The organism is Paraburkholderia steynii, from assembly GCF_900100565.1.
Taxonomy (GTDB): Bacteria; Pseudomonadota; Gammaproteobacteria; order Burkholderiales; family Burkholderiaceae; genus Paraburkholderia; species Paraburkholderia terrae.
This window is the reverse complement of record NZ_FNDI01000041.1, coordinates 1-24,739: the sequence shown is the minus strand read 5'-3', so window position 1 is coordinate 24,739 and position 24,739 is coordinate 1. Positions and strand designations below refer to the sequence as shown.

General features: G+C 63.3%; 22 protein-coding genes. 18 read left to right on the top strand and 4 right to left on the bottom strand.

Going from position 1 to position 24,739, the window contains the following annotated elements; translation table 11 throughout:
- The first annotated feature begins 18 nt into the window (after nt 1–18).
- Entirely contained in the window at nt 19–774 is a 756-nt protein-coding gene (locus BLT65_RS41345; protein ID WP_091789746.1) for an SDR family oxidoreductase, read from the top strand.
- A gap of 47 nt (nt 775–821) precedes the next feature.
- On the opposite strand, the gene BLT65_RS41340 is transcribed toward BLT65_RS41345, so the two are convergent.
- Complete coding sequence (locus BLT65_RS41340) at nt 822–1,928, bottom strand: alpha/beta fold hydrolase (protein WP_091789681.1); 1,107 nt, start codon at nt 1,926–1,928, stop codon at nt 822–824.
- A 187-nt stretch (nt 1,929–2,115) separates the two neighbouring features.
- On the opposite strand from BLT65_RS41340, the gene BLT65_RS41335 reads away from it, so the two are divergent.
- Nucleotides 2,116–3,834 (top strand): PQQ-binding-like beta-propeller repeat protein, encoded by a 1,719-nt coding sequence (locus BLT65_RS41335; RefSeq protein ID WP_091789678.1) that lies wholly within the window; start codon nt 2,116–2,118, stop codon nt 3,832–3,834.
- A gap of 21 nt (nt 3,835–3,855) precedes the next feature.
- On the opposite strand, the gene BLT65_RS41330 is transcribed toward BLT65_RS41335, so the two are convergent.
- Complete coding sequence (locus BLT65_RS41330; protein ID WP_091789673.1) at nt 3,856–5,595, bottom strand: FAD-dependent oxidoreductase; 1,740 nt, start codon at nt 5,593–5,595, stop codon at nt 3,856–3,858.
- 299 nt (nt 5,596–5,894) lie between these two features.
- On the opposite strand from BLT65_RS41330, the gene BLT65_RS41325 reads away from it, so the two are divergent.
- Nucleotides 5,895–6,344 carry an Ohr family peroxiredoxin gene (locus BLT65_RS41325; RefSeq protein ID WP_042312903.1) on the top strand — a complete coding sequence of 150 codons (450 nt, stop codon included), beginning with the start codon at nt 5,895–5,897 and terminating at the stop codon, nt 6,342–6,344.
- 115 nt (nt 6,345–6,459) lie between these two features.
- Complete coding sequence (locus BLT65_RS41320) at nt 6,460–7,185, top strand: hypothetical protein (protein WP_091789670.1); 726 nt, start codon at nt 6,460–6,462, stop codon at nt 7,183–7,185.
- Nucleotides 7,186–7,193: 8 nt separating this feature from the next.
- Here BLT65_RS41320 and BLT65_RS41315 read toward each other — a convergent pair whose 3' ends face one another.
- Nucleotides 7,194–8,039 (bottom strand): IclR family transcriptional regulator, encoded by an 846-nt coding sequence (locus BLT65_RS41315; protein WP_042312828.1) that lies wholly within the window; start codon nt 8,037–8,039, stop codon nt 7,194–7,196.
- A 301-nt stretch (nt 8,040–8,340) separates the two neighbouring features.
- On the opposite strand from BLT65_RS41315, the gene BLT65_RS41310 reads away from it, so the two are divergent.
- The 10 genes from BLT65_RS41310 to BLT65_RS41265 all read left to right on the top strand — a co-directional run bounded on the left by BLT65_RS41310 (nt 8,341) and on the right by BLT65_RS41265 (nt 18,629).
- A complete protein-coding gene (locus tag BLT65_RS41310; RefSeq protein ID WP_091789667.1) occupies nt 8,341–9,432 on the top strand; it encodes an ABC transporter ATP-binding protein in 1,092 nt (363 codons plus the stop codon).
- Nucleotides 9,425–10,330, top strand: coding sequence for an ABC transporter permease (locus BLT65_RS41305; RefSeq protein WP_091789665.1), 906 nt, complete (start codon nt 9,425–9,427; stop codon nt 10,328–10,330). Before BLT65_RS41310 ends, BLT65_RS41305 begins: the two co-directional genes overlap by 8 nt.
- Nucleotides 10,331–10,354: 24 nt before the next feature.
- Nucleotides 10,355–11,149, top strand: coding sequence for an ABC transporter permease (locus BLT65_RS41300; protein WP_091789663.1), 795 nt, complete (start codon nt 10,355–10,357; stop codon nt 11,147–11,149).
- Nucleotides 11,149–11,469 carry a (2Fe-2S)-binding protein gene (locus BLT65_RS41295; protein ID WP_091789661.1) on the top strand — a complete coding sequence of 107 codons (321 nt, stop codon included), beginning with the start codon at nt 11,149–11,151 and terminating at the stop codon, nt 11,467–11,469. Before BLT65_RS41300 ends, BLT65_RS41295 begins: the two co-directional genes overlap by 1 nt.
- Nucleotides 11,466–12,899 (top strand): FAD/NAD(P)-dependent oxidoreductase, encoded by a 1,434-nt coding sequence (locus BLT65_RS41290; RefSeq protein ID WP_091789659.1) that lies wholly within the window; start codon nt 11,466–11,468, stop codon nt 12,897–12,899. The genes BLT65_RS41295 and BLT65_RS41290 overlap by 4 nt, the downstream gene beginning before the upstream one ends.
- Nucleotides 12,892–14,019, top strand: coding sequence for an NAD(P)/FAD-dependent oxidoreductase (locus BLT65_RS41285; RefSeq protein ID WP_091789655.1), 1,128 nt, complete (start codon nt 12,892–12,894; stop codon nt 14,017–14,019). The genes BLT65_RS41290 and BLT65_RS41285 overlap by 8 nt, the downstream gene beginning before the upstream one ends.
- A gap of 20 nt (nt 14,020–14,039) precedes the next feature.
- Entirely contained in the window at nt 14,040–15,086 is a 1,047-nt protein-coding gene (locus tag BLT65_RS41280; RefSeq protein ID WP_079503209.1) for an extracellular solute-binding protein, read from the top strand.
- A 371-nt stretch (nt 15,087–15,457) separates the two neighbouring features.
- Nucleotides 15,458–16,111, top strand: a complete 654-nt coding sequence (locus BLT65_RS41275) for a peroxiredoxin (protein WP_091789652.1) — start codon at nt 15,458–15,460, stop codon at nt 16,109–16,111.
- 107 nt (nt 16,112–16,218) lie between these two features.
- Nucleotides 16,219–17,289: an MBL fold metallo-hydrolase gene (locus BLT65_RS41270; RefSeq protein WP_167306645.1), complete on the top strand. Its 1,071-nt coding sequence runs from the start codon at nt 16,219–16,221 to the stop codon at nt 17,287–17,289.
- Nucleotides 17,290–17,702: 413 nt separating this feature from the next.
- Nucleotides 17,703–18,629, top strand: coding sequence for a glycosyltransferase family 2 protein (locus BLT65_RS41265; protein ID WP_244186996.1), 927 nt, complete (start codon nt 17,703–17,705; stop codon nt 18,627–18,629).
- Between the two features lie 15 nt (nt 18,630–18,644).
- On the opposite strand, the gene BLT65_RS41260 is transcribed toward BLT65_RS41265, so the two are convergent.
- Complete coding sequence (locus BLT65_RS41260; protein ID WP_091789643.1) at nt 18,645–20,087, bottom strand: aminotransferase-like domain-containing protein; 1,443 nt, start codon at nt 20,085–20,087, stop codon at nt 18,645–18,647.
- A 249-nt stretch (nt 20,088–20,336) separates the two neighbouring features.
- Here BLT65_RS41260 and BLT65_RS41255 point away from each other — a divergent pair, with 249 nt between their 5' ends.
- The 4 genes from BLT65_RS41255 to BLT65_RS41240 form a co-directional block, all read left to right on the top strand.
- Complete coding sequence (locus BLT65_RS41255) at nt 20,337–21,788, top strand: amino acid permease (RefSeq protein ID WP_091789640.1); 1,452 nt, start codon at nt 20,337–20,339, stop codon at nt 21,786–21,788.
- Nucleotides 21,788–23,020 (top strand): NAD(P)/FAD-dependent oxidoreductase, encoded by a 1,233-nt coding sequence (locus BLT65_RS41250; protein WP_091789637.1) that lies wholly within the window; start codon nt 21,788–21,790, stop codon nt 23,018–23,020. Before BLT65_RS41255 ends, BLT65_RS41250 begins: the two co-directional genes overlap by 1 nt.
- A gap of 101 nt (nt 23,021–23,121) precedes the next feature.
- Nucleotides 23,122–24,270, top strand: coding sequence for a branched-chain amino acid ABC transporter substrate-binding protein (locus BLT65_RS41245; RefSeq protein WP_091789634.1), 1,149 nt, complete (start codon nt 23,122–23,124; stop codon nt 24,268–24,270).
- 204 nt (nt 24,271–24,474) lie between these two features.
- The coding region (locus BLT65_RS41240) for a transposase (protein ID WP_143036663.1) at nt 24,475–24,739 on the top strand (265 nt) is incomplete at its 3' end.

The window sequence follows — 24,739 nt, the reverse complement described above, 5'->3', positions numbered from 1 at the left end:
AAGACTTTGGAGAAAATCATGAAGATCGTTGTGATAGGCGGCACGGGACTGATCGGCAGCAAAGTGGTCAAGAATCTGCGCGGGCGTGGTCATGACGTCATTGCCGCTTCACCTGCATCGGGCGTCAACACGATCACGGGCGAGGGCCTAAGCGAAGCATTGGCAGGCGCGAACGTCGTGGTGGATCTCGCCAACTCGCCTTCATTCGAAGATGCAGCCGTGCTCGAATTCTTCACGACGGCAGGCAAGAACCTGTTCGCTGCGGAAAGGGCGGCGGGTGTGCAGCATCACGTGGCGCTATCCGTCGTCGGTACGGACCGGCTCGCGCAAAGCGGCTATTTCCGCGGCAAGATCGCGCAGGAAAAGTTGATCCGCGAATCGGGCGTGCCTTATACGATCATTCATTCGACGCAGTTCTTCGAGTTTCTCGGCGGCATCGCGCAGTCGGGCGGCGACGGCGAGACCATCCGCCTGTCGCCCGCGTACTTCCAGCCCATCGCATCGGATGACGTCGGGGCGGCCGTAGCGGACTATGCCGTTGAAGCGCCGCGTAACGGCATCGTCGAGATCGCGGGCCCGGACCGCGTGCGGCTTGCGGATATGGTGCAGCGCTTCCTCGACGCCACGCACGATTCGCGCAAGGTTGTCGCGGATATGGACGCGCGCTACTTCGGAGCGGAGTTGAACGACGACACGCTCGTACCCGGCGCGAATCCGCGTCTCGGCGCGTTGAACTTCGACGCGTGGTTCTCGCAATCGCAAGCCGCGCGATAAGCGGGTGTTGCGGTGACGCACGTTGTGATCCAGTAGCACGAGTTGCGTCACCGCGACAGCATTTCACTCTCGCCAGGACATGACGACGGCATCCGCCCGTCGAACAGCACCGCCATCCCACAGTCCGATGTCAGCATGCGTTGCGCGTCATGTCCCGCGCCGGGCACTTCGACCACGCGCTGATTCAGCCCGACGGGATACCGGCTTTGCAGGTAATCGAAGTACCCAAGCCCGCGCGCGAGCCGGAACGGACCTTGTGCCATCGCCGCGCAGGAGCGGTCGATAAAATGCGTGCGCGGGTCCACGTCATCCATTCCAAGCAGATACACGACATCGCGCTTCGCGTAGCGGGCCTCGATTTGCGCGGCGTCCTGCGAGGCGACATAAGCGGGTGGATCGACCATGCCGTATTTCCATTCGACAGCGCGTGGACAAGCCTGCATATCGACGTGCTCGAAAACCCCGCGCGACACGGGACGTTCATCGTCGAAGTACAGATAGCTCGACGGATTCGCGACCACGTACCGCACGCGGATTCCGTCGCGCGCCAACGCTTCCTCCGCGCGTCCGGCCACGGCATAACGCTGCACGACCTGCGCACCCGCCGAATGCCCGATCACCGTCACAGAAGATAACGCGGGATAGCGCTGCCGGTCGTCGAAGTGTTCGAGCAGCGCATCGAACGCCGCGAAGGAACTCACCGAAGCGGGGCGGCGCGCGGGCGCGCCTTCTTTCCATCCGGCTTCGGACCACGCAAGCGTGCTGTCAGGCATCGGGAACGCGCGCAGATCGCGCGTCGTCAGAAACTGCGGCGCGACGATCATGCTTCGTGTTGCATCCGCACCGGCTGCGGCGAGTACTTGCTGCCCGGTGGCGAAGTACTTGTCGGCGTTGCGCAGCGTGCCGTGAACGATGATGAATACGCGTGTGACGTCGGGTTCTGCGGCGTCGATGTCGCGATCGGCGTAGAGTGGCAAAGTGCCGTCGCCGTCGGGCGTAACGACACGCATGGCCTGATCGGCGACATGTGCGACGGGCGCATTCTGTCGCGACGACGCGGTGTTCGCGCCGGCCTGCGCGCAGTTTGCCGCCGTCAATGCCAAGGCGATCCATGCTGCGGCGAGCAACGAGCGGCGTGCCGGTTCTGAAAACATATCGAATGCCTCGTGATGTGACGTACGTGCGTATTAAACGCGCGACGCGGTGCATTCCGTCGCATGAATCGGGCGCGTCGCGGTACGCGAATTGCTCAGTGGTGATGCCGCAAATCCGCCGACATGCGACTTTCGCCACTGCAAGGCCGACAATCTATGCGGTCGCTCGACCGCCTGGGAGACGTCCATGAACCGCTGGCACCGTTCGTTCTCCAATCTGGGCCGTGTGCGGCATATCGCGATCCTGTGCCTCGTCACTGCGATTTGCGTGTCGTGCAGCGGGGGCGGCTCGTCGAACAACGCGAGCACGAACGGCGGGAGCGGCGGCGCGAGTTCGGGCAGTCCGGGCGGCTCGGGCGGTACGGGTGGCTCAGGCAGTTCGGGCGGCACGGCGGCGGCAGCAACCGACGTGCTGACCTTCCACAACGACCTGGCCCGCACAGGGCAATATCTCGCCGAAACCACGCTCACGCCTGCGAACGTCAACGCCACGAGCTTCGGCAAGGTGGGCTTTTTGTCCGTCGACGGCAAAGTCGACGCGCAACCGCTGTATGTCAGCAATGTGTCGATGAACGGTGCGGCGCACAACGTCGTGTACGTCGTGACCGAGCATGCGAGCGTGTACGCGTTCGACGCCGACAGCAACGCCCAGCTATGGCAGCGGTCGCTGCTCGGCGCGGGTGAAACGACCAGCGACCCCCGCAACTGCGCGCAGATTTCCCCTGAAATCGGCATTACGGCGACGCCCGTCATCGATCGCGGACGCGGCACGAACGGCGTGATGTATGCGGTGGCGATGAGCAAGGACGGTGGCGGAACGATTCACCAGCGCCTGCATGCGATCGATCTCGCCACGGGCGCCGAGGTGTTCGGCGGCCCAACGGAAATAGCCGGCAGCTATCCGGGCAGCGGTGCGAACAGCAGCAACGGCGTGACCGTCTTCGATCCGCAGCAATACGCGGAGCGGCAGGCGCTGACGCTGGTCAACGGCAACGTCTATCTGGCGTGGACCTCGCACTGCGACCAGGGCGTCTACGCCGGCTGGGTGATGGCCTACAACGCCGACACGCTCGCGCAGACGGGCGCGCTGAACCTGACGCCGAACGGCAGCGGCGGCGCGATATGGATGGGCGGCGGCGGGATGGCGTCGGACGGTACGTCGCTTTATCTGCTCGATGCAAACGGCACGTTCGACACCACGTTGAACGCGCAAGGTTTTCCATCGAATGGCAATTTCGGCAATGCGTTCGTCAAACTCGGGGCGGCGCCGAATCTCGGCGTCGCGGATTATTTCGCCACCTTCGATACCGTGTCGCAATCCGCGCGCGACGCCGACCTCGGTTCGGGCGGCGCGATGCTGTTGCCCGATCTCGTCGATGCGGGCGGCGTCACGCGGCATCTTGCGCTCGGATCGGGCAAGGACTCGAAGATCTACGTCGTCGATCGCGACAACCTCGGCAAGTTCAACGGCTCCAGCAACGCGATCTGGCAGGAGATCGACGGTCAACTGATTGGCGGCGTGTTCACGACGGCGGCGTTCTACGGCAACGTCGTGTACTACGGCTCGGTCGGCGACAACCTGAAGGCGTTCCCGGTCAGCGGCGCGCGTCTCGCCACGACTCCCGCATCGCAAAGCGCGTTCAAGTTCCCGTATCCCGGCACGACGCCGAGCATCTCGGCGAATGGCGCGCAGAACGCGATCGTGTGGGCGGCCGAGAATGGTTCGGTGGCGGCGCTGCATGCGTTCAATGCCGCGAATCTCGCGCAGGAGCTGTACAACAGCAATCAGTCGGGTTCGCGCGACACGTTCGGCGCGGGCAACAAGTACATCACGCCGATGGTCGCGCATGGACGCGTGTACGTCGGCACGACGAATGGCGTCGCGGTGTTCGGATTGTTGAAGTAGCGCGTCTGTATGGCGCGCCCGCTAGCACGCGGCCCGCGCCTCGGCCAGCAGGCGGTGGATCTGCGCGACCACGGCCGCGCCTTCGCCCACTGCGGATGCAACCCGCTTGGTCGACCCCGAGCGCACGTCGCCGATCGCGAAGACGCCGGGCACGCTGGTCTGCAATGACATCGATTGCAGCCCGGCTCCGGGAATGTCGGGCCCCGTCAAAACGAAGTCTTTGTCGTCGAGCGACACGCCGCATGTCTTGAGCCAGCCGGTGTTCGGCTCGGCGCCGATAAAGACGAACAGATGATGCGTCGTCATGCTGCCTTCGATGCCGCCCGCGCCCCGATAATGCACGCGTTCGAGCCGCGCATCGCCTTGCAGCGCGGTCAGTTCGATGCGCGTGTGAAGCGTTACGTTCGGCAGCGCCAAAATGCGTTCGATCAGATAGTGCGACATGCTGTGTTCGAGGCTCGCGCCGCGTATGAACATATGCACATGCTCGGCATGCGCCGCGAGAAACACGACCGCCTGTCCCGCCGAATTGCCGCCGCCGATCAGCAGCACGGGCTCCTTGCGGCACAGACGCGCCTCGATTGGCGTGGCCCAGTAATAGACACCGGAGCCTTCGAAGCGCTCCAACCCTTCGACATCCGGGCGCCGATACTCCGCGCCGCTCGCGATCACGACCGTGCGCGCGGTGATGCGCCGGGCGTCGGTGAGTTCGACGACGGGCGGCTCCTTGTCGCAATACAGGGCCCGGACCTCGCACGGAATGCCGATGTGCGCGCCGAACTTCTGCGCCTGCACGAACGCGCGGCCCGCGAGCGCCTGGCCCGTGATGCCCGTCGGAAAACCCAGATAGTTTTCGATGCGCGAACTGGTGCCCGCTTGCCCGCCGGGCGCGCGGCAATCGAGCGCGGCCACCGACAACCCTTCCGAGGCCGCATACACGGCCGTCGCCAGTCCCGCCGGACCCGCGCCGACAATGGCGACGTCGTACACATGCGCCGGATCGAATTCGGGAATCAGCCCGAGACACGACGCAAGCTGCCCTTCGTCGGGATTGCGCAGCACCGTGCCGTTCGGGCAGAGGACGAGCGGAAAGTCGTCGGGTTGCGGCGTCAGACGTTCGAGCAGCGCGATCGCTTCGGCGTCCTTGTCGGCGTCGAGCGTCATGTTCGGGAACACGTTGCGGCGCAGGAAGTTCTGCAGCGTGGCGAGCCGCCCGCTACTGGACGGCCCGACCAGCACGACGCCGTGTCCGCGCTCGATCACCAGAACGCGCCGCAGAATCAGCGCGCGCATGATCTTCTCGCCGAGGTCGGCTTCGCTGATCATCATCGCGCTCAGTTCGTCGGGCCGCAGCAGGATCGCTTCGACATCTTCGACCACATGCGCGTCGACGACGGCCGGCTTGTTGGAGAGCTGCGTCACATCCGACGTGAACTCGCCGCGTTGCGTGTACGTATGAATAACCCGCTCGTGACCGAGACCATCGCGCCCGACTATTCGCACCTTGCCCGACAGCAGCACGAACACGCCAGGACACAGGCTTCCCGCGCGATAGAGCAGGGCGCCCGTCGTGTAGCGGGACCGCGCGCCGAAGCGCCGTATCCGCTCGATCTCCGCTTCCGAGAGGACGGGAAACATCTGCTGGTGCCGCGGATGATCGCGCACGCTCGGGTCTTCGAGGAGATCGCCGTCGAAGAGGTTCGCGTCCGTGGCTGGCTCACGGGCGGGCGCTGCGTCTGACGGCGTTGACTCGTTGCTCATCGCGGACTTCCTCCGGCGCATGACGGGGTGGCGCGTGGGCGTTGCGCAAGTGTTGGCTGCCCGTAAGCCAAGCATACTTCCATCGTTCGATTCTTGCGTGCGATGGGCCGGTTTCGCGGTTTCGTATCCGCCTGTCCATTTGACCCCGTTGCATCGCTTCGCCAGTCACTATCGAAAGTGTGCGAGCGATTAAATCGTATGCGATTGACATTGCGAGACGCTTCGAGCAATATGCGTCGCATGCGATCGAATCGCATAAGCCATATCAACCGATATCCACTTTCGACCAAGGAATCACGATGACCAAAATTGAAAAAGTCCTGTTCACGGGCAAGACGCACACGACGGCAAGCAAGCACACGGGCGCTTCGCGCGGCCACGAAGAGCGGCTCGACCTCAGGCTGTCGGCGCCCGGCAACGACGTGCATCCGCAGCACGTATTCGAAGCCGCCGATCCGCATCCGACCGCGGAGCAACTGTTCGCGGGCGCGTGGTCGGCCTGTCTGATCACCGCGATCGGGCTGGCGGCCAAGGCGAAGAAAGTCGCGCTGCCGTCCGACCTCGCGCTCGATATCGAGATCGATCTCGGCATGACGGGCAACGCGTACTTCCTCGGTGCGCGGATCAACGTGAGCATGCCGGGCGTGGCGCGCGACGTCGCCGAGGCGGTCGTGCATGCCGCGGACGAGTTGTGTCCGTACTCGAAGGCCACGCGCGGCAATATCGACGTTGCGATCAATGTGATCTAAGCACCGCGTCTGGTTGCGCATGCGTTTGCGCGTGTGACGAGCGTGTAACGAACGTCAGGCCGGAAAGGGCGAGCTAGAATAAAAATCTGCGCCCTTTCCTCGACGGCAGACGGCCATGAACCTGTGCATCGCCCGCTTCGTTCGCCCAACGGTGTCTGCCATGTGTGCTGCGTCACTCGCCACGCTCGCGGCGTGCGGTGGCAGCGTGTGTATCGGCTTCGACGGTTGCGCGGGCGGAATCGTGACGCAAAACCTCGCGCTCGCGGGCACGGCAGCCACGGGCAAGGCGCTTGCGAGCGCGAACGTCAACGTGGCCTGCGCGCAAGGGTCGGGGGCCACTCTATCGGATGGTGGCGGACGTTACAGCCTTGCGTTCAACGCGACGCTTCCGTGCGTGATTACCGTGACGTCCGGCGGCACGACGCTGCATTCGCTTGCTTTCGCTGGCGGCACGTTCAACGCGACGCCTGAAACCGAACTGATGCTCGTCTACCTCGCCGCGCAACTCGGGACGAGCGAGTCCAGTCTGATTGCGAATTTCGCCAGCAACGCGCAGTTCCAGCAGGCGCTTGCAAACCAGACTACCGTGCAGAATGCGCAATCGGCGGTGGTCACGAACCTGCAGCAGCACTATGCCGTCACGCTCACTGCGCCGGCGTTTTTGACGACGCCGTTCGCGGTTGGGCAGGCGGGCGTGGACAGCGATCTCGAAGCGCTCGCGAAAGCAGGCGCCATCGACGCCAACGGCATGCCCGATTCAGCCGCTATTTCGCTGGTGTCTCAAGCGGGTGCCGCGCAGCCGCTTGCGAAAACGTCCGCGCCTTTATCGGGCGGTATGTAAATCACGCATCACGCGATCGGTTCCGTCGTCATCGCGCGTGTGAGGCCGTGCATCGGACGGCGCATCGCGACATCGAACGGATTCACTTGCGGGCCGATCAGATCGGCTTGCCGTTTGAGGAGTTCGACGACCATCGGCAAACGGTCCTCTCCCAGTCGCGCCGACAGCGTGCCGACGCTCAGCGCCGCCACCGCGCAGCCCGTTCGGTCGATGATCGGCACGGCCACGCCCGCCATGCCTTCCAGCACGCCGCTATTGCGCCCCGCGTAGCCGACTTGCCGGACGCGTTCGATTTCCGTGCGCAAGTAGACTTCGTCGAGCACGCCATAGCTCCGCAGGCGCGGCACGTTGAAGCGAATGATCTCTTCGCGCTCGGCTTCGGGCAGGAACGCGAGAATCGCAAGACTGCCTTGGCCGACGCCCAGCGCGACGCGGCCGCCGATATCGCCCGTGAACGAGCGGATCGGAAACGGGCCCTCGCACATGTCGAGGCACACGGCATCGAAGCTGCTTTTGACGAGCAGAAAAATCGTGTCGCCGAGACTCGCGCACAGTCGCAGCAAGGCAGGGCGGCACAGCTCGCGCATGCCGCTCGGATTGCCGGCCTGCGAAGCCAGCGCAAAAAAGTCGACGCTCAGCCGATAAAGCTTCGTACTCTGATCTTGCTCGACGACCCCTTCGGCGATCAGCGCATGCAGGATGCGATGCACGGTGGCCTGCGTCAGCCCGACGGCTTTCGCGATGCGCGTCACGCGGCCGCCTTCCGGTTGAATTTCTCCCAGCGCGCGGATCACCGCGAATGCCCGCTGCAACATGCCGGTGCCGGGAGCGTCGGCTTCTTTCGAAGAATTCATTGGCGATCTCGATTCGGATTCCATTGAACGGAATACTAGCCGATGTTCTTACTGAAAAACAAACTGTCGTCTCCAAACACCGTGCAAGCACAGATGCGCGTGCAATTCAGTATTTTCACTGACGGCACGCAGCGGAATAGAAGGTGCATGTAATCGCTCAAATATTCCATTCAGCGGAAGAAACGTGATCTTTATATCGTTCATTGGAATTTGACATTGACGCTCTGGAATTTGGCTAGCTAGAGTCGGCTCAACAGACACCAGTCGATTCAGCCGGTGCCGCGCACCGAAAGGCCAGACCATGTCGTTCCTCACATTGACTGACGTTTCGAAGACGTTCGGCGATCTGCATGCCGTGACGGGCATCAACCTCGCGGTGGAAAAGGGCGAATTCGTTTCGCTGCTCGGCCCGTCGGGCTGCGGCAAGACGACCACGCTGCAGATGATCGCGGGCTTTATCGATACGACGCGCGGCCGCATCACGCTCGACGGCCGCGACATCACGCACATGAAGCCGAACCGGCGCGGCCTCGGCATCGTCTTTCAAAGCTACGCGCTGTTCCCGCATATGAGCGTCGCGCAGAACGTCAGCTTCGGGCTGGAAATGCGCGGCATCGATAAAGCCGAGCGCGCGGATCGCGTGCGCGAGGCCTTGGCGCTGGTGCGGCTCGATGCGCTCGCGCATCGCTTTCCGCGTGAATTGTCGGGCGGTCAACGGCAGCGCGTGGCGATTGCGCGCGCGATCGTGATCGCGCCGCCCGTGCTGCTGCTTGACGAACCGATGTCGAACCTTGATGCGAAGCTGCGCGAAGACATGCAGTTCGAACTGCGCTCGATTCAACGCAAGATCGGCACGACGACGATCATGGTCACGCACGATCAATCCGAAGCGCTGTCGATCAGCGACCGCGTGGTCGTGATGGAAGCGGGGCGCATCACGCAGATCGACACGCCGTATCGCGCGTACGAGCGGCCTGAGAATCTGTTCGTGTCGCAGTTCATCGGCAAGGCGAACATGCTGGCGGGCAAGGTCGTATCGCGCGACGGCGACGCGATCGGCATCGACCTCGGCCACGATCTCGCGGAGACGGGCAGCATGACGCAGCTCGCCGCGCAAGGTCAGGCAATCGACGTCGGCGACGCCGTCACGCTGTGCATTCGCCCGGAAAAGCTGCGATTGTGCGCGCCCGACAAGGGGCGTCTCGCGGGCAACGTGACGAGCCGCTTCTTTCTCGGCAGTCAATGGCTTTACCGGCTCGACAGCCGGGTCGGCGAGATGCTGGTGTGCTGCCAGAACGAAGGCAACGAGCCGTTTTCGGAGGGCGCGAAAGTCGGCATCGACTGGCATAGCGATTCGCTGCGCCTGATCGGCCAGGAGCGCGCGCATGGATAGCACGCTGCCCGCCACGCAAAGCGCGAACCGCAGCGCGGCGCGCGCGCCATGGCGTGCCTTCGTGCCGCTCTGGCTGATGAGCGCGCCGGCGTTGATTCTGTTCGCGACGCTCGTGCTCGTGCCACTCGCAATGACGCTCGCGCTGACGTTCTACCGCTTCGATCCCGCCGTCGGCCCGATCGCGGCATTCGACTTTCACAACTACGTCGAAGTGCTCGGCTCATCGTATTTCCACACGATCTTTCTGCGCACCTTCGGCATCGCCTTGCTGACGACCGTACTGTGCGTCGCGATCGGCACGCCCGAAGCGTATGTGCTGTCGCGCATGCGCGACCCGTGGCGCTCGCTCTTCCTGCTGGTGATTCTCGCGCCGCTGCTGGTGTCGGTGGTGGTGCGCGCATTTGGCTGGAGCATGCTGCTCAACACGAACGGCCTCGTGAATCAGGCGTTCGCGCTGTTCGGCCTTGGACCGTACAAGCTCGAATACACGACCTTCGCGATCGTGATCGCGCTCGTACACGTGATGTTGCCGTTCATGGTGATCCCCGTGTGGACGGCATTGCAACGGCTCGACCCGCAAACGGAAAACGCTGCGCTCTCGCTGATGGCGTCGCCCGCGACGACACTGCGCCGCATCGTATTGCCGCAACTCGTGCCCGGCATTCTGTCCGGCAGCCTGATGGTGTTCGGCCTCTCGGCGAGCGCGTTTGCGATTCCCGGCCTGCTCGGCGGGCGTCGTCTGAAGGTCGCGGCAACGGCCGTCTACGACCAGTTCCTGAGTTCGATGAACTGGCCGCTCGGCGCGACGATCGCGGTGCTGCTGCTGGTCGCGAACCTGGTGGTGATGCTCACCTACTACCGCGTGCTCGAGCGGCGCTATACGCGCAGCATGGGCTGACGCGAACCCGACAGGCGAAACATCATGCGCAAGAACGGCCCCGTTGCCCTCGCGTTTCATACCGTCGTGATTCTCTTCGTGCTCGCGCCACTGGCGATCGTCGTGCTGGTCGCCTTCACGCCCGACGAAACCCTGACGCTGCCCACGCACGGTTTCTCGTTGCGCTGGTTCCGCGCGATTCTCGACTATCCCGACTTCATCACGGCTTTCTTCAACAGCCTGAAACTGGCCTTCGCGTCGGCGACGCTGTCGCTCGTCGTGGCATTGCCTGCGGGCCTGGCGATTGGCCGCGCGCGCTTTCCGGGGCGCAATTTTCTCAACGCGTTGCTGCTGTCGCCGCTCGTGATTCCCGGTCTCGTGCTCGGTATCGCGATGCTGCGCTTTTTCGCGTTGATCGGCGTGACGGGTTCTTTCGCGTGGCTGATTCTTGCGCATATGGTCGTGATTACGCCGTTCGTGATGCGCCTCGTGCTCGCGTCGGTCAGCGGGTTGGACCGCAGCATCGAGCACGCGGCGGCGTCGCTCGGCGCCGACGCGTGGACCACGTTCCGCCGCATCACGCTGCCGATGATCGTGCCCGGCATCACGGGCGGCTGGCTGCTCGCGTTCATCAACAGCTTCGACGAGTTGACGATGTCGATCTTCGTCACGTCGCCGCAGACGGTCACGCTGCCGGTGCGGATGTACATGTACGCGACCGAATCGATCGATCCGATGATGGCGTCCGTTTCCGCGCTCGTCATCTTCATCACGGCGGGCGCGATGCTGCTACTCGACCGCGTCTACGGTCTCAACCGCATTCTGATTGGCCAGCACTGATGGCTTCTTTCTCTCCCGCTCACATGTCCCGTTCCAACAGCCAGTTGCTGCGCGTGGCCGAAGCCGAACGCGCGCCCGTGTCGTTCTTTCTCGATGGCGTCGAAGTCGGCGCGCTGACGGGCGATACCGTGCTGACGGCCATTCTGATGCAGCAGCGCCACGTGCGTCACAGCGAATTCAGCGGCGAGCCGCGCGCGGGCTTTTGCATGATCGGTGCATGCCAGGACTGCTGGGTGCGCTGCGAAGATGGCGCGCGGATTCGGGCGTGCTCGACGCTGGTGAAAGAAGGCATGCGGATCGTGACGAAGGGTGCGCGATGAGTAGCGGGCAACAGGTGGTGATCGTCGGCGCGGGGCCCGCCGGAATTCGTGCGGCGCAGACGCTGGTGGGAGCGGGCATCCGGCCCATCGTGCTCGATGAAAACGCACGCTGGGGTGGACAGATTTATCGTCAGCCGCCTGCCGATGCGGGCTTCACTCGCAGCAAGGCGACGCTCTATGGCTTCGAGTCGAAGAAGGCCGATGCCGTACACGAGACGATGCGCGCGCTTCTGCCGCATATCGACTATCGGCCGGACACGCTCGTTTGGTCGTGCGAAGGCCGCAGGCTGGACACGATCCGCAATGGCCGCGAGGCAAGCGTGGCGTTCACGCAGTTGATCGTCGCGAGCGGCGCGACGGATCGCGTGTTGCCCGTGCCGGGCTGGACGTTGCCGGGCGTTTATACGCTGGGCGGCGCGCAGGTTGCGCTGAAGGCACAGGGAAGCGCGATCGGGCGGCGCGTCGTGCTGGCGGGAACGGGTCCGTTGCTGTACCTCGTTGCCTATCAATACGTGAAGGCAGGCGCGCGGATCGAAGCCGTGCTCGACACGAGCGCATGGTCGAATCAGGTCGCGGCGGTGCCCAAGCTCATCAGTCAGCCGTCGACATTCGCCAAGGGCGTCTATTACGTGGCGTGGCTCAAGGCGCGCGGCGTCAGAGTGGAGCGTGGCGTGACGCTGGTTGGCATCGACGGCGAAGAGGGCGTGGCGGGTATTCGCTTTAAGAGGTCTCATGAGAACGAGCGCGTCGAGACGATTGCCTGCGATGCAGTCGGCCTCGGCTTCGGCTTGCGCCCGGAAACGCAACTCGCCGATCTCGCCGGATGCCGCTTTCGCTTCGATGCATTGAACGGCTGCTGGTTGCCCGAGCGCGACGCGGCAGGCCGTAGCTCGGTGCCGGGCATCTATCTCGCGGGCGATGGCGTGGGCATAGCGGGCGCGGATGCGGCGGAACTCGCGGGCCGACGCGCGGCGCTCGCGCTGCTCGACGATCTCGGCATTGCGCATCCTGCGCAGACGGATGGCCTCGATGCCGCGACGCTAGAGCGTCGCTTGCAACGCATTGCCGTGTTTCGCGCAGGCATCGAAGCAGCCTTCGCGCCGCCCTCACAACCCGCGAAGCAATGGCCCGACCACATGACCGTTTGCCGCTGCGAAGAAGTCGATGCGGGCACGTTGCGGCGCTGCATTCGCGGCGGCGAGGCAAGCGAGATCAACCGGCTCAAGGCGTTGACGCGTGTAGGCATGGGCCGCTGCCAGGGGCGCATGTGCGGCGAAGCGGCCATTGCACTGCTGAGCGAGGAAACGGGGCGTCCGGTGGAAAGCGTCGGGCGCTTGCGCAGTCAGGCGCCGATCAAGCCCATCCCCATTTCGCCGATGCTGTTCGACGACGACGTCGCCGCGATTCCCGAGGAGGCACGCGATGAGTGACGCCGTCCACTATCAGGTCGTGATCGCGGGCGGCGGGCTGGTCGGCTCGTCGGCAGCGCTGGCGCTCGCGCGGCGCGGCGTGCGCGTCGGCCTGTTCGAGCGGCGCTATTGCGGCGCGCAGGCGAGCGGCGTCAACTACGGCGGCGTGCGATGCCAGGGACGCCCCGCCGAACAGATGCCGCTTGCGACGCGCGCACGTCGCGTGTGGGACCGCTTGCCCGAACTGATCGGCATCGACGGGGAACTCGTCGTGTCGGGGCATCTGCGTCTGGCGCGGCGCGACAGCGACTTTGCCGTGCTCGAAACGTGGGCCGCGATGGCGCGCGAACACGGGCTCGAAACCGAACTGCTGGCAGGCGCGGCGTTCCGAAAGCGCTATCCGTGGCTCGGCGAAGCTGCGCTGGGCGGCTCGCTGTGCATGAGCGACGGCCATGCGAATCCGCGCCTCGTGTCGCCCGCTTTCGCGCGCGCGGCGCAACGGGCGGGCGCCGTGGTGCGCGAGCAAACAGCGCTCACCGATATCACGCACGACGGCACGCGCTTCCACATTCACGCGGGCGACGAACGCATCACGGCCGACTGGCTGATCAACAGCGCGGGCGCATGGGCGAACACCGTCGCGGGCTTTTTCGGCGAAGCCGTGCCGATGAAGCCGATCTATCCAAACATGTGGGTGACCGAGCCGCTGCCGCGCTTCGTGACGCACAACCTCGGCGTCGTGGGCGGCGGCGTGTACGCGCGCCAGGTCGAACGCGGCAACTGCGTGATCGGCGGCGGGCGCGGACATGGCGACGGCGAATATGCGCAACCGTCGACGCAAACCACGCGCGCCGTGATGCGCGACGCGTGCGCGCTGCTGCCCGCGTTGCGCGACGCATTGCTGATCCGCACGTGGAGCGGCGTCGAAGGCGAGACGCCCGACAGCAATCCCGTGATCGGCGCGAGCCAGAAGGTGCCGCGCCTGCTGCATGCATTCGGTTTTTCGGGCGGCGGCTTTCTGCTTGCGCCCGGTGTCGGCGAAGTGCTGGCCGACCTCGTGATCGACGGCGAGACCTCGACGCCGCTCGATGCGTTTGCGATCGGGCGCTTCAACCGAAGCGCGATCCCCGCTGTTCTTTAATCCTGTCAAGGAGACCCACAATGAAGCTGTCAAGCACGGTCGCGGCGCTGGCCGCCGTGTTCGCGATCGGGGCGGCTGCGCCCGCCTGGTCGCAAACCAAAACGATCTACATCGGCATGAACGGCGGCCCGATGGAGAAGGCGTACACGAGCCAGGTGCTGCCCGACTTCGAGAAGGCGAACAACGTGAAGGTGGTCGTGGTGCCGGGCACCTCATCTGATGTGCTGGCGAAGCTGCTCGCCAATCGCAACAGCCCGCAGATTCACGTCGCGTTTCTCGATGACGGCGTGATGGCGCGTGCCGTCAGCATGGGTGTGTGCCAGAAACTCGACGATGCGCCCGTGCTGAAAGAGCTGTATCCGTTTGCGCGCATGAAGGATGACATCGGCGCGGGCGTGCAGCTCGGCATGACGGGTATCGGCTACAACACGAAGCTGTTCGCAGAGAAAGGTTGGGCGCCGCCTACATCGTGGATGGACTTCGCCAATCCGAAGTACAAGGGCAAAGTGGTGTTTCAGTCCGCGTCGAGCAGCACGTTCGGCTTGCACGGCTTTCTTGCCATCAACCGCTTGATGGGCGGCAACGACCAGAACGTCGAGCCGGGTTTCAGCAAATGGTCGAGCACGGTTGGGCCGAATGTCGTCGAGTACATTCCCAATTCGGCGAAGCTCTCGGAGATGGTGCAAACGGGTGAAGCGGGGATCTTCCCGCTGACGCCGACGGCTGTCGGCGATCTGCAGGACAAGGGCATTCCCGTCGGCTACGCGAATCCGAAAGAAGGCGCAGTCTTGCTGCTCGTCGACCTGTGCGTCGTTAAGAACAACGCCGATCCGCAGCTTGCGCAAAAGCTCGCGCAGTTCCTGTTGTCCGCACCGGCTCAATCGAAGGCGGCGGCAGCGGGCAAGCAGATTCCGACCAACGAGCATGCAACGATGACGCCCGCGATGCAGAAGAGCCTCGGCAATCTGGACGATCTGGTGAAAAAGGTGACGGTCGTCGATTGGGATTCGATCAACGCGCACCGTGCGCAGTGGGATCAGCGCTGGAACCGGCAGGTCGAGCAGTAATGGTCTGATGCGAGGCGAGCGGACCGTGCCGCTCGCCGCCGCGCGGCACGACTTCGCGCGCCCCCTTGTGTCTGTGCTGCGGCGTACAGACAGGCACGAAAAAATCCGGCGCGCTGACAAACTGCACACGAAACGTGTAATTTGTTCTACGCTATAAAAGTTACCTGCTGCGCATTCACGCTTGTCTCGCGTCGGTGCCGATCGGGAGCCGCCGCGAACCATTTGCGCTCCCGCCAGGTCGTACGGCATCATGGCCGGCGGCTAACGTCAGAAGCTCTCTATGCTGATTCCCGATAACCCGCGGCCGTCGTCAGAACGACGGTGGCGGCATCCGACGCACTGGTTGGAACCTGTTACCACGGAGAAAGAAGATGGCGATTCGACTAGGAGAAGTAGCGCCCGATTTCACGGCGGAGACCACGGAAGGCACGATTCGTTTTCACGAATGGATCGGCGATAGCTGGGCAATCCTGTTCTCGCACCCGAAGGACTTCACGCCCGTCTGCACGACGGAACTGGGCTACATGGCGGGGCTCAAGCCGGAGTTCGACAAGCGCAACACGAAGATCATCGGACTGAGCATCGACCCTGTCAGCGATCACCAGAGATGGGTGAAGGACATCGAGGAGACGCAGGGTAACGCGATCAATTATCCGATGATCGGCGACGCCGATCTGAACGTCGCGAAGCTCTATGACATGATTCACCCGGAAGCGAGCGGCGGCCCGCGCACGGCCGTCGACAACGCGACGGTGCGTTCGGTGTTCCTGATCGGGCCGGACAAGAAGGTGAAGGCAATGCTCGTGTATCCGATGAGTTCGGGCCGGAATTTCGACGAAGTGATGCGTTTGCTGGACTCGCTGCAACTGAACGCGAAGCACACGGTTGCCACGCCCGTCAACTGGAAGCCGGGCGAGGACGTGATCATTCCGACGTCCGTTTCCGATGACGCTGCCAAAGAGAAGTATCCGCAGGGCTTCAAGACCTTGAAGCCGTATCTGCGTTACGTGCAGCAACCCAAGTGAGACCTTGAAGCGACGGTCCGGCGCGCGCGGTTGTGAAGCGCGCGCCGGCGTGATTTCTATTCGCATCAAAGACGTTTTCCGACACACGTTGAGAGACCGTGAGCGTGCTGATCTTCCGACAACTGTTCGACCAGCAATCGTCTACCTACACCTATCTGCTCGCTGACGGCGACACACGCGAAGCCGTGCTGATCGACCCCGTGTTCGAGCAGACGCGCCGCGATGCCGCGTTGCTCGACGAACTCGGCCTGCGTCTGATCTATACGATAGACACGCATGTTCATGCGGATCATGTGACGGGCGCGTGGCTGCTGAAAAAGCGCACGGGCAGCCAGATTGCGATATCGGCGGCGAGCGGCGCGGAGGGTGCGGACCGCTATGTCAGCCACGGCGATGCGATTGCGTTCGGTACACGGCACTTACGTGTGCGCGCGACGCCTGGTCATACGAATGGCTGCATCAGTCTCGTGCTCGACGACGAGTCGATGGCCTTCACGGGCGATTGTCTGCTGATTCGCGGCACAGGTCGCACGGACTTTCAGAACGGCAATCCGCATGCGCTGTTTCGCGCGGTACACGAGCAGCTTTTCTCGTTGCCCGAAAGCTGTCTGCTGTATCCGGCACACGATTATCGCGGCCTCACGGTGACGAGCGTGGCTGAAGAGCGACGGTTTAATCCACGGCTGGGCGGTGAGCTTTGCGAAGACGATTTCGCGGGCTATATGACGAATCTCGGCCTTGCGCATCCGCGGCAAATCGATGTCGCTGTTCCCGCGAACATGAAATGCGGCGTCGCGGCCAACGATCCGTCGCTCAAGCCGCAACCCGAATGGGCGCCGCTGACCTACACGTTCGCGGGGATTTGGGAAATTCATCCGCAATGGCTCGAAGAACATCTGCAATCGGTGCAGATCGTCGACGTGCGTGAGCCCGACGAATTCGACGGCCCGCTTGGACGCATTCCCGAGGCGAAGCTGATTTCGCTCGGCAGCCTGGCGAAACGCACGGCGGAACTCGGCAAGGAACGTCCTATTGTCACGGTCTGCCGCGCGGGCGGCCGTTCGGCACAGGCGACCGTGATGCTTCGCCAGGCAGGGTTCCAGGATGTCGCGAATCTCGCGGGCGGCATGTTGCGCTGGCGCGCCGAAGGCCGGGTCGTCGAGAACGGCAGTCTGTAGGCGCGATTTCAGGAGTATTTCTCTCTTTCGTCTGACACATCCCTCAATACCCTGCGCGACGCGGAAAGAAATGCGCGGATGCGCTGCGTGTCTTTCTATCGTCAGGTAGCTTCTTCCCACTGAATGCACGCCGTAAACATGCACAGCCTCCGAATGTGTAAGGGGTACTTTTTATGTCGTTCAAGCCGGTAGAAACTGGCGAACGTGAATGCGCTTCTCAGTAGATTTAAATAGTTCGCCATGCTTATCAATATCGATGTCACACACATCGCCATTTGATCCCGCCCTTGGACAACACCTCATGGTTTTCGGACAATCCTCTCGCGTGATCTCGCCATGCGTCGTTGCCGCTGATCATACGTGCTAGCGTTAATCGAGCGTTTCCATGCAGGTCGCGATGACAGGGAGAGATGATGGAGAGTGTGATCGAACGGCGCACTGTCGACGAGATGAAAGATGTGTACGCGACACGTGTCGCGGTCGTCATCGCGACGAAAGGGCGTCCCGATGCCATACCCAACGCGCTTGCGTTTCTCGCACGTCAAACTATGACGCCTTGTGTCGTCATTCTTTCCGCTACGGATGAAGCCGACGTCGGTGAAAAGTACCCGACGCCTTTTCCCGTGATGCGTGTCTTCGGATCGGCCGGTTTGCCCGCGCAAAGGAATCGTGCGCTCGATGTGCTCCCGGCCGATATCGACATCGTCGTATTCTTCGACGACGATTACGCGCCATGCCGCGACTGGATCGCGCAATGCGTGCGGATGTTCGAGTCCAATCCGGCCGTGCTCGGTGTGTCGGGAAAAACAGTGCAGGATGGTTCGAAAGGCTGTCCGCTGACGTGGGACAACGCCCGGCGCATCGTGACCGATGCGGAAAGAACGGCGAGTGCGCCGCATGCGCTGACGCCTTGCATTTCTCTCTATGGCTGCAACATGGCGTGTCGCATGAGCGCAATCAGCGGCTTGCGTTTCGACGAACGCCTCGTGCTGTATGGCTGGCTCGAAGACAAGGACTTTTCGTGCCGGCTGTCGAGGCGCGGTCCCATCGTGCGATGCGCGCAAATGAGCGGCGTGCATCTCGGCATGGCATCGGGCCGCGTGTCGGGCAAGCGGTTCGGCTATTCGCAAGTCGTGAACCCGAACTATTTGCGGCGCAAGGGCGAGATGTCGCGCAGTGAAACGGCGCGTTATATCGCGAGGGCGCTTGTGATGAACGCGCTCAAGTCATTGAGACCCGAGCCGCATCTCGACCGTCAGGGACGCCTGATCGGCAATGTGCTCGGCCTGATCGCCATTGCTTCGGGATCGGGCGATCCGGAGCGGGCCGCGAAACTGTAGCGCAAAGGCGCGCAATCAGATCGTGCCGAACAACGCACGCGGGCGATCGCGCAACGCTTGCGCGAGCGTTTGCAGCGCGCTCACCAGTTGCTCGCGCGAAGACGCGCACGCGAGATTGATCCGCACGCCATGCTCGACCTCGGCACGATCGACCGCAAAGGCCGACGATGGCATCACGACCACGCCGCGCGCTTTCGCATTGGCGGCGAAATCGTCGGCGCGCCATGGCGGCGGCAGCTTGAGCCACACAAACATGCACGCGGGGTCGGACTCCAGCCACTCTTGCGGCAGAATCTGCCGCGCAAGATCGTGACGCACGCGAATCTCGGCGAGCTGCGCGTCCATGATGCGTCGCGCGGTGCCGTCTTCGATCCAGATCGTCGCGATCAGCATCGACATCGGCGCGGGCATCCACGCCGTGGTGCGCACGGCTTCGGCGGCGAGCGCTGAACGTTCAGGCGGACTCAGCAGATAGCCTAGCCGCAGTCCCGGCGCGAGTATCTTCGACGTCGCGGCGATGTGAAACGTCAGCTCCGGGCACAGGCTTGCGAGTGTAGGCAGACGCTGCGAGACGAGCGGACCATACACGTCGTCTTCGATGATCGCCACGCCATAGCGCCGCGCGATATCGACGAGCGCCACGCGCCGCTCCAGGCTCATCGTCGTCACCGTCGGGTTCTGCAGATTCGGCACCGTAAAAATGGCTTTGACGGGGACGCGGCTGCAAATGCGTTCGACTTCATCCGTGATCAGCCCGTCGCGGTCGCTCGGCACGCTGACGATCTCGAACTGGAACACGGGCGCGAGCGCCTTCAGGCCGTAGTACGTGAGCCGGTCGGCGATGATGACACCGTCCGTGCCGATCAGGCTGTTGAGCACGGCATAGAGCCCGTGCTGCGCGCCGCTCGTCACGACGAGATGCTCCGGCGACGGCGTGAAGCCGGGCCCGGCCATCCACTTCGCGCCCGCCGCGCGTGCCCAGTCGGGGCCTTGCGGCGGCTGATATTCCTGTAGCGATGGATAGCGCGGATCGCGCGGCAGATCGGCGAGCGTCGTTGCGAGACACGACAGGAACTCGCCTGTCGCTGGCCGGTTGACGGTCAGATCGATCGCGCCGCCCGGTGCGGCATTGGGCGCACTCGCCGTTTCGACGCGCGGCATCGCGCCGCCCGTCACGAGCGAGCCGCGCCGCTTGCTGCCAATCACCAGGCCGCGCAGCTGCAATTCCTTATAAGCGCGCGATACCGTCGACACGTTGATGCCGAGCTCGGTGGCCAGCTGACGCTGCGGCGGCAGACGGCTGCCGGGCGGATAGACGCCGCCGCGAATCTCGTCCTCGATCGACGCCGATACCTCGATATAGGTCGCGCGTTTTGTCTGGACCGGGTCGCCGTTTGTCTGGTCCACCTCGGCTGCGGCGCCGTTGCTGTGTGCTGCCTTGTCTCTGCTGGAAGCCATTGTCTCGCCCTGTCTCCATACAAAACAGGCTTTGTCTGCCTGTTTGTGCCAGTTCGCCGGATTTTATACCAGATACGCATGCATGCCACTGTTTTCAAGCCTGGCAAGGACTACGCCCGTCAACGCCAGGGAAAGTCCTGGACCACACAATGACGTTTTTAATTGCACACAAAAAAATGTTGTGTGATTCTTTGAATCAGGTTTTGTGTGGTTTTCGAATCGCAGGATCGAGTTGGAAGGAGATTTCGCATGGCAGAGAGCAGGACAAACGCCCGCGCATCGCGCGATACGCAAGAGAGCGCAACGCCCCGTCTTGGCGTCGCATTGCGTCAGCGGCACGTCACGATGATTTCGCTCGGCGGCATCATCGGCGCGGGGCTTTTCGTGGGCAGCAGCGCGACGCTCAACAAGGTTGGGCCGGCAGCGTGCCTGTCGTACCTGGTGGCGGGCATCGTCGTGCTGTTCGTGATGCGCATGCTTGGCGAGATGGCGCTCGCCGTGCCGGGCGTCGGGTCGTTCACCGAATACGCGCGCATTGGTCTCGGCGACTGGGCGGGCTTCACGAGCGGCTGGCTCTACTGGTACTTCTGGGTGATCGTCGTCGCCGTGGAAGCGGTGGCGGGCGCGGCGATCCTGCAGCGCTGGATACCCGCGCCCGTGTGGATGATCGGGCTGGTGCTGCTGTCGTTGATGACCTTCATCAACCTGATGTCGGTGAAGTCGTACGGCGAATTCGAGTTCTGGTTCGCGTCGATCAAGGTCGCGGCCATCATCGTGTTTATCGCGATCGGCGCGGCGTGGGTGTTCGGCCTGGGCCATACGCACAGCGCGTGGAGCAACCTGACGGCAGCGAAGGGCTTTTTGCCGTTCGGCACGATGTCGGTGTTCGCAGCGGTGCCGACTGTGATCTTTGCGGTCGGCGGCGCGGAGATCGCGACCATCGCCGCCGCCGAATCGGACAATCCCGCGAAGAGCGTCGCCGCGATGACCCGCTCGGTGATCCTGCGCGTGATCACGTTCTATGTCGGCTCGATGTTCCTGATTGCGTGCATCGTGCCGTGGACCAGCATCGTGACGGGCCATTCGCCGTTTGTCGCCGCGCTGGAGACGATGCGCGTGCCGGGCTCGGCTGACATCATGAACGCGATTGTGCTGGTCGCTGTGCTGTCCGCACTGAATTCGGGGCTGTATGTGTCGTCGCGGATTCTGTTCCGCCTCGCGGGACGTGGCGATGCGCCGCGCGCGCTGCTGCGCCTCACGCCATCGCGCGTGCCGCGTCTTGCGGTGCTGTTGAGCAGCGTGGTCGGCTATGTGGCGATCATCGCCGCGATTGTGTCGCCGCAGGGCGTGTTCCTGTTCCTCGTCAATGCGTCGGGTGCTGTGATGCTGTTCGTCTATCTCGCGACAGCGCTCGCTCAAATCCGCATCCGCCGACGCCTGCAACGCAACGGCGAGCAGCCCGAGTTGCCGATGTGGCTGTTCCCGTGGCTCTCGTATGCGGTTGTGGTGGCGATCGTCGGCGTGCTGGTCGCAATGGGCATGGATGCCGACCTGCGGCCGCAACTGATGGCGAGCATCGCGAGTCTCGCGTTTGCATCGGCGGCATGGCAGCTGGCGGCGAAACGGCGCAACGCGGATGACGGCACGCGCACGGGTTATCTCGCCGCAGCCGATGGACGCGCAATGTCGGGAGAGCGTTGATGGCAGAGATCGGCATTGTCGGCGCGGGTTTTATCGGGCTTGCGAGCGCCGGCTGGCTGATGCGCGACGGGCACCGCGTCACGCTGTTCGATCCGTCGGGCGTCGCGCAGGGCGCGTCGTTCGGCAACGCGGGCACGTTCGCGCCGTATGGCTGCATTCCCGTGAACAACCCATCCGTGTTCCGCGATCTGCCGCGATTCCTGCTGTCGAGCGAGAGTCCGTTCCGTTTGCGCTGGAGCTATCTGCCGCATCTGTTGCCGTGGCTCACGCGCTTCATGATCAGCTCGACGCGCAAGCGTTATGAAGCGAGTGCCGGCGCGCTCGCTGCATTGCTCGCGCAGGCGCAGGACGGCTACGCGCCCTTGCTGGAAGAACCGGAGCTTGCGAAGTACGTGAGGCCGCGCGAGTGCCTGTATCTGTATTCGAGTGGCGCGTCGTTCGATGCATCGCGCGCTTCGCTGAATCTGCGCAAGCAACTCGGCGTGTCGTTCGACGTGCTGTCCGCCGCCGAGGTGCGCGAACTGGAGCCTGCGCTTGCGCCGATCTTCGAGCGCGGCGTGCTCTTCAGCGACAGCTGGCATTTCTCCGATCCGCAAGGTTTTCTGCTGACGCTGCATGAACTGCTCGCGGCGCGTGGCCTCGAGCTCGAACGCAAGAGCGTGAGCGCGATTGCGCCCACGGCAGACGGCGTCACGCTGACGACGGACGACGGCACGCCACGGCGCTTCGATCATGTCGTCGTCGCGACGGGCGCGCGCTCCGCGAAGTTTGCGGCGCAATGCGGCGACCGCGTGCCGCTCGACACGGAGCGCGGCTATCACGTGCGCTATCGCGGCGCGACGCAACTGATTTCGCGGCCTGTCGGTTGGGCCGAGCGCGGCTTTTACATGACGCCGATGGACGACGGCGTGCGCGTTGCGGGGACGGTTGAGCTGGGCGGCTTCAGCGACGTGCGCAACCGTTCGTTACTGGACCTGCTTACGTTTTCTTCGAAGCGCGCGTTGCCGGGGCTGACGCAGCCCGACAGTTCGTGGCTCGGCTTCCGGCCTACGCTGCCCGACGGCGTGCCCGTGCTGGGCCGTTCGAGCGACAGCGAGCGCGTGATTTACGCATTCGGGCATCAGCATCTCGGACTGACATTGGCAGGCGTGAGCGGGCGCATCGTGGCCGATCTCGTCGCACGGCGCGCGCCGCCGCTCGATCTGTCGCGCTACGCGCCGACGCGGTTCTAAGGCGACGCATACACATGTGTTCAAGGACGACTTCGACGCGTCGCGCATCGGGTCAGTCGACAGGCAGAGAGCGCGACATTTTCTAATGACAGGAGCGCATCATGAATCGACGTACATGGCTGAGCAGGTTAGCGGTTTGCGCTCTGGCGGCGCATGCTTCATTCGCATTTGCCGCAGATCCGGAAATCGTCAAGATAGGTTTTGTCGGCCCGTTGACGGGACCCGTCGCGCGGGTCGGCAAGGACCTGCAATACGGCGCGCAACTTGCGCTCGATGAAGAAAACGCGAAGCATCCGACCGTTGCGGGCAAGCCCGTCAAGTTCGTGCTGGACGTGCAGGACGATCAGGCCGATCCGCGCGTGGCGATTCAGGTTGCGCAGAAGCTTGTGGATGAAGGCGTGGTCGGCGTGATTGGTCATTACAACTCGGGGTGCAGCATTCCGGCTTCGACGGTGTATCACAACGCCAATGTGGCGATGATCACGCCGGGCTCGACCAATCCGCAGCTAACCAAGCAGGGTTACAAGAACGTGTTCCGCACGATGGGGCATGACGGCATTGGCGGCGTGGTGGCGGGGCATTTCGTGGTAGAGCAGATGAAGGCGAAGCGCATTGGCATCATCGACGATCGTACGGCGTTCGGGCAAGGTCTCGCCGATTCGTTCGAGAAAGGGGTGAAGGAAGCGAACGGCAATATCGTGTCGCGCGAGTTCACTAACGACAAGGCCGTCGATTTCCGCGCGATTCTCACTTCGATGAAGAGCAAGAATGTCGATGTGATTTTCTTTGGCGGGCTGGACGAGCAGGGCGCGATGCTGGTCAAGCAGATGCGTTCGCTGGGTATGCAGACACAGCTGTTTGGCGCGGGCGCGTTGAAGAGTAATGCCTTTTTGCAGATTGCGGGTACTTCGGGTGAGCGAACCCAGGATCTTGAGCCGGGACCCGCGCTTGATAAGTTGCCTGCGGCGCAGGAGTTCGGCAAGCGTTATAAGGCACGGTTCAACCAGGATGTAGAGCTGTATGCGCCCTTTGCGTATGATGCTGCGCTTGCTATGTTGAAGGCGATTCATGATGCTAATTCGCTTGATCGTGCGAAGATCGTTGAGAGTTTGGCTAAGGTGTCGTTGACGGGTGTTACTGGGAAGATCACTTTTGATCCTTATGGGGATCTGATCAAGCCGCCGTATACGCTCTTCGAGGTGCAGCAGGGGCAGTGGAAGAGTGTTAAGACTGTGGGTGGAGGGGTGTGACGGTTTGGTTGTTTTGCCATTGCGCTGGCATTTGCGTTTGAGCCTGTGCGGCGCGGGTGTTGGTTTTGGTTTGCTGGTGTTTGCGCTGGCATCCGCGCTTTGCCTTCGCGCTTCAAGCGTCGCCCCTGTGCGGGGCGGCATGTAGTGGTCCAATGATCCTGGACACCTCAAAAGGTAGACTTCTAGCCAACAGAGAGGTGTTCGATGGGACGAAGGGAATTCTCGCCGCAGTTCAAGGAAGATGCAGTTAATCTGGTACTGCAACAAGGTTATACGGTCACCAAGGCAGCACGAGGGCTGGGTATTGGCGAGACGGCGCTGCGTCGCTGGCTTGGTGATCGCCAGCCGCAGGGTGCGGTGACCGAACCGCCAAAGGCAGGCGCGACGCCTGCCCAGACCCGCATTCAGGAGCTGGAAAGGCGGGTAGCCGAACTGGAGCGGGAGCGCGACATTTTAAAAAAGTCCACGG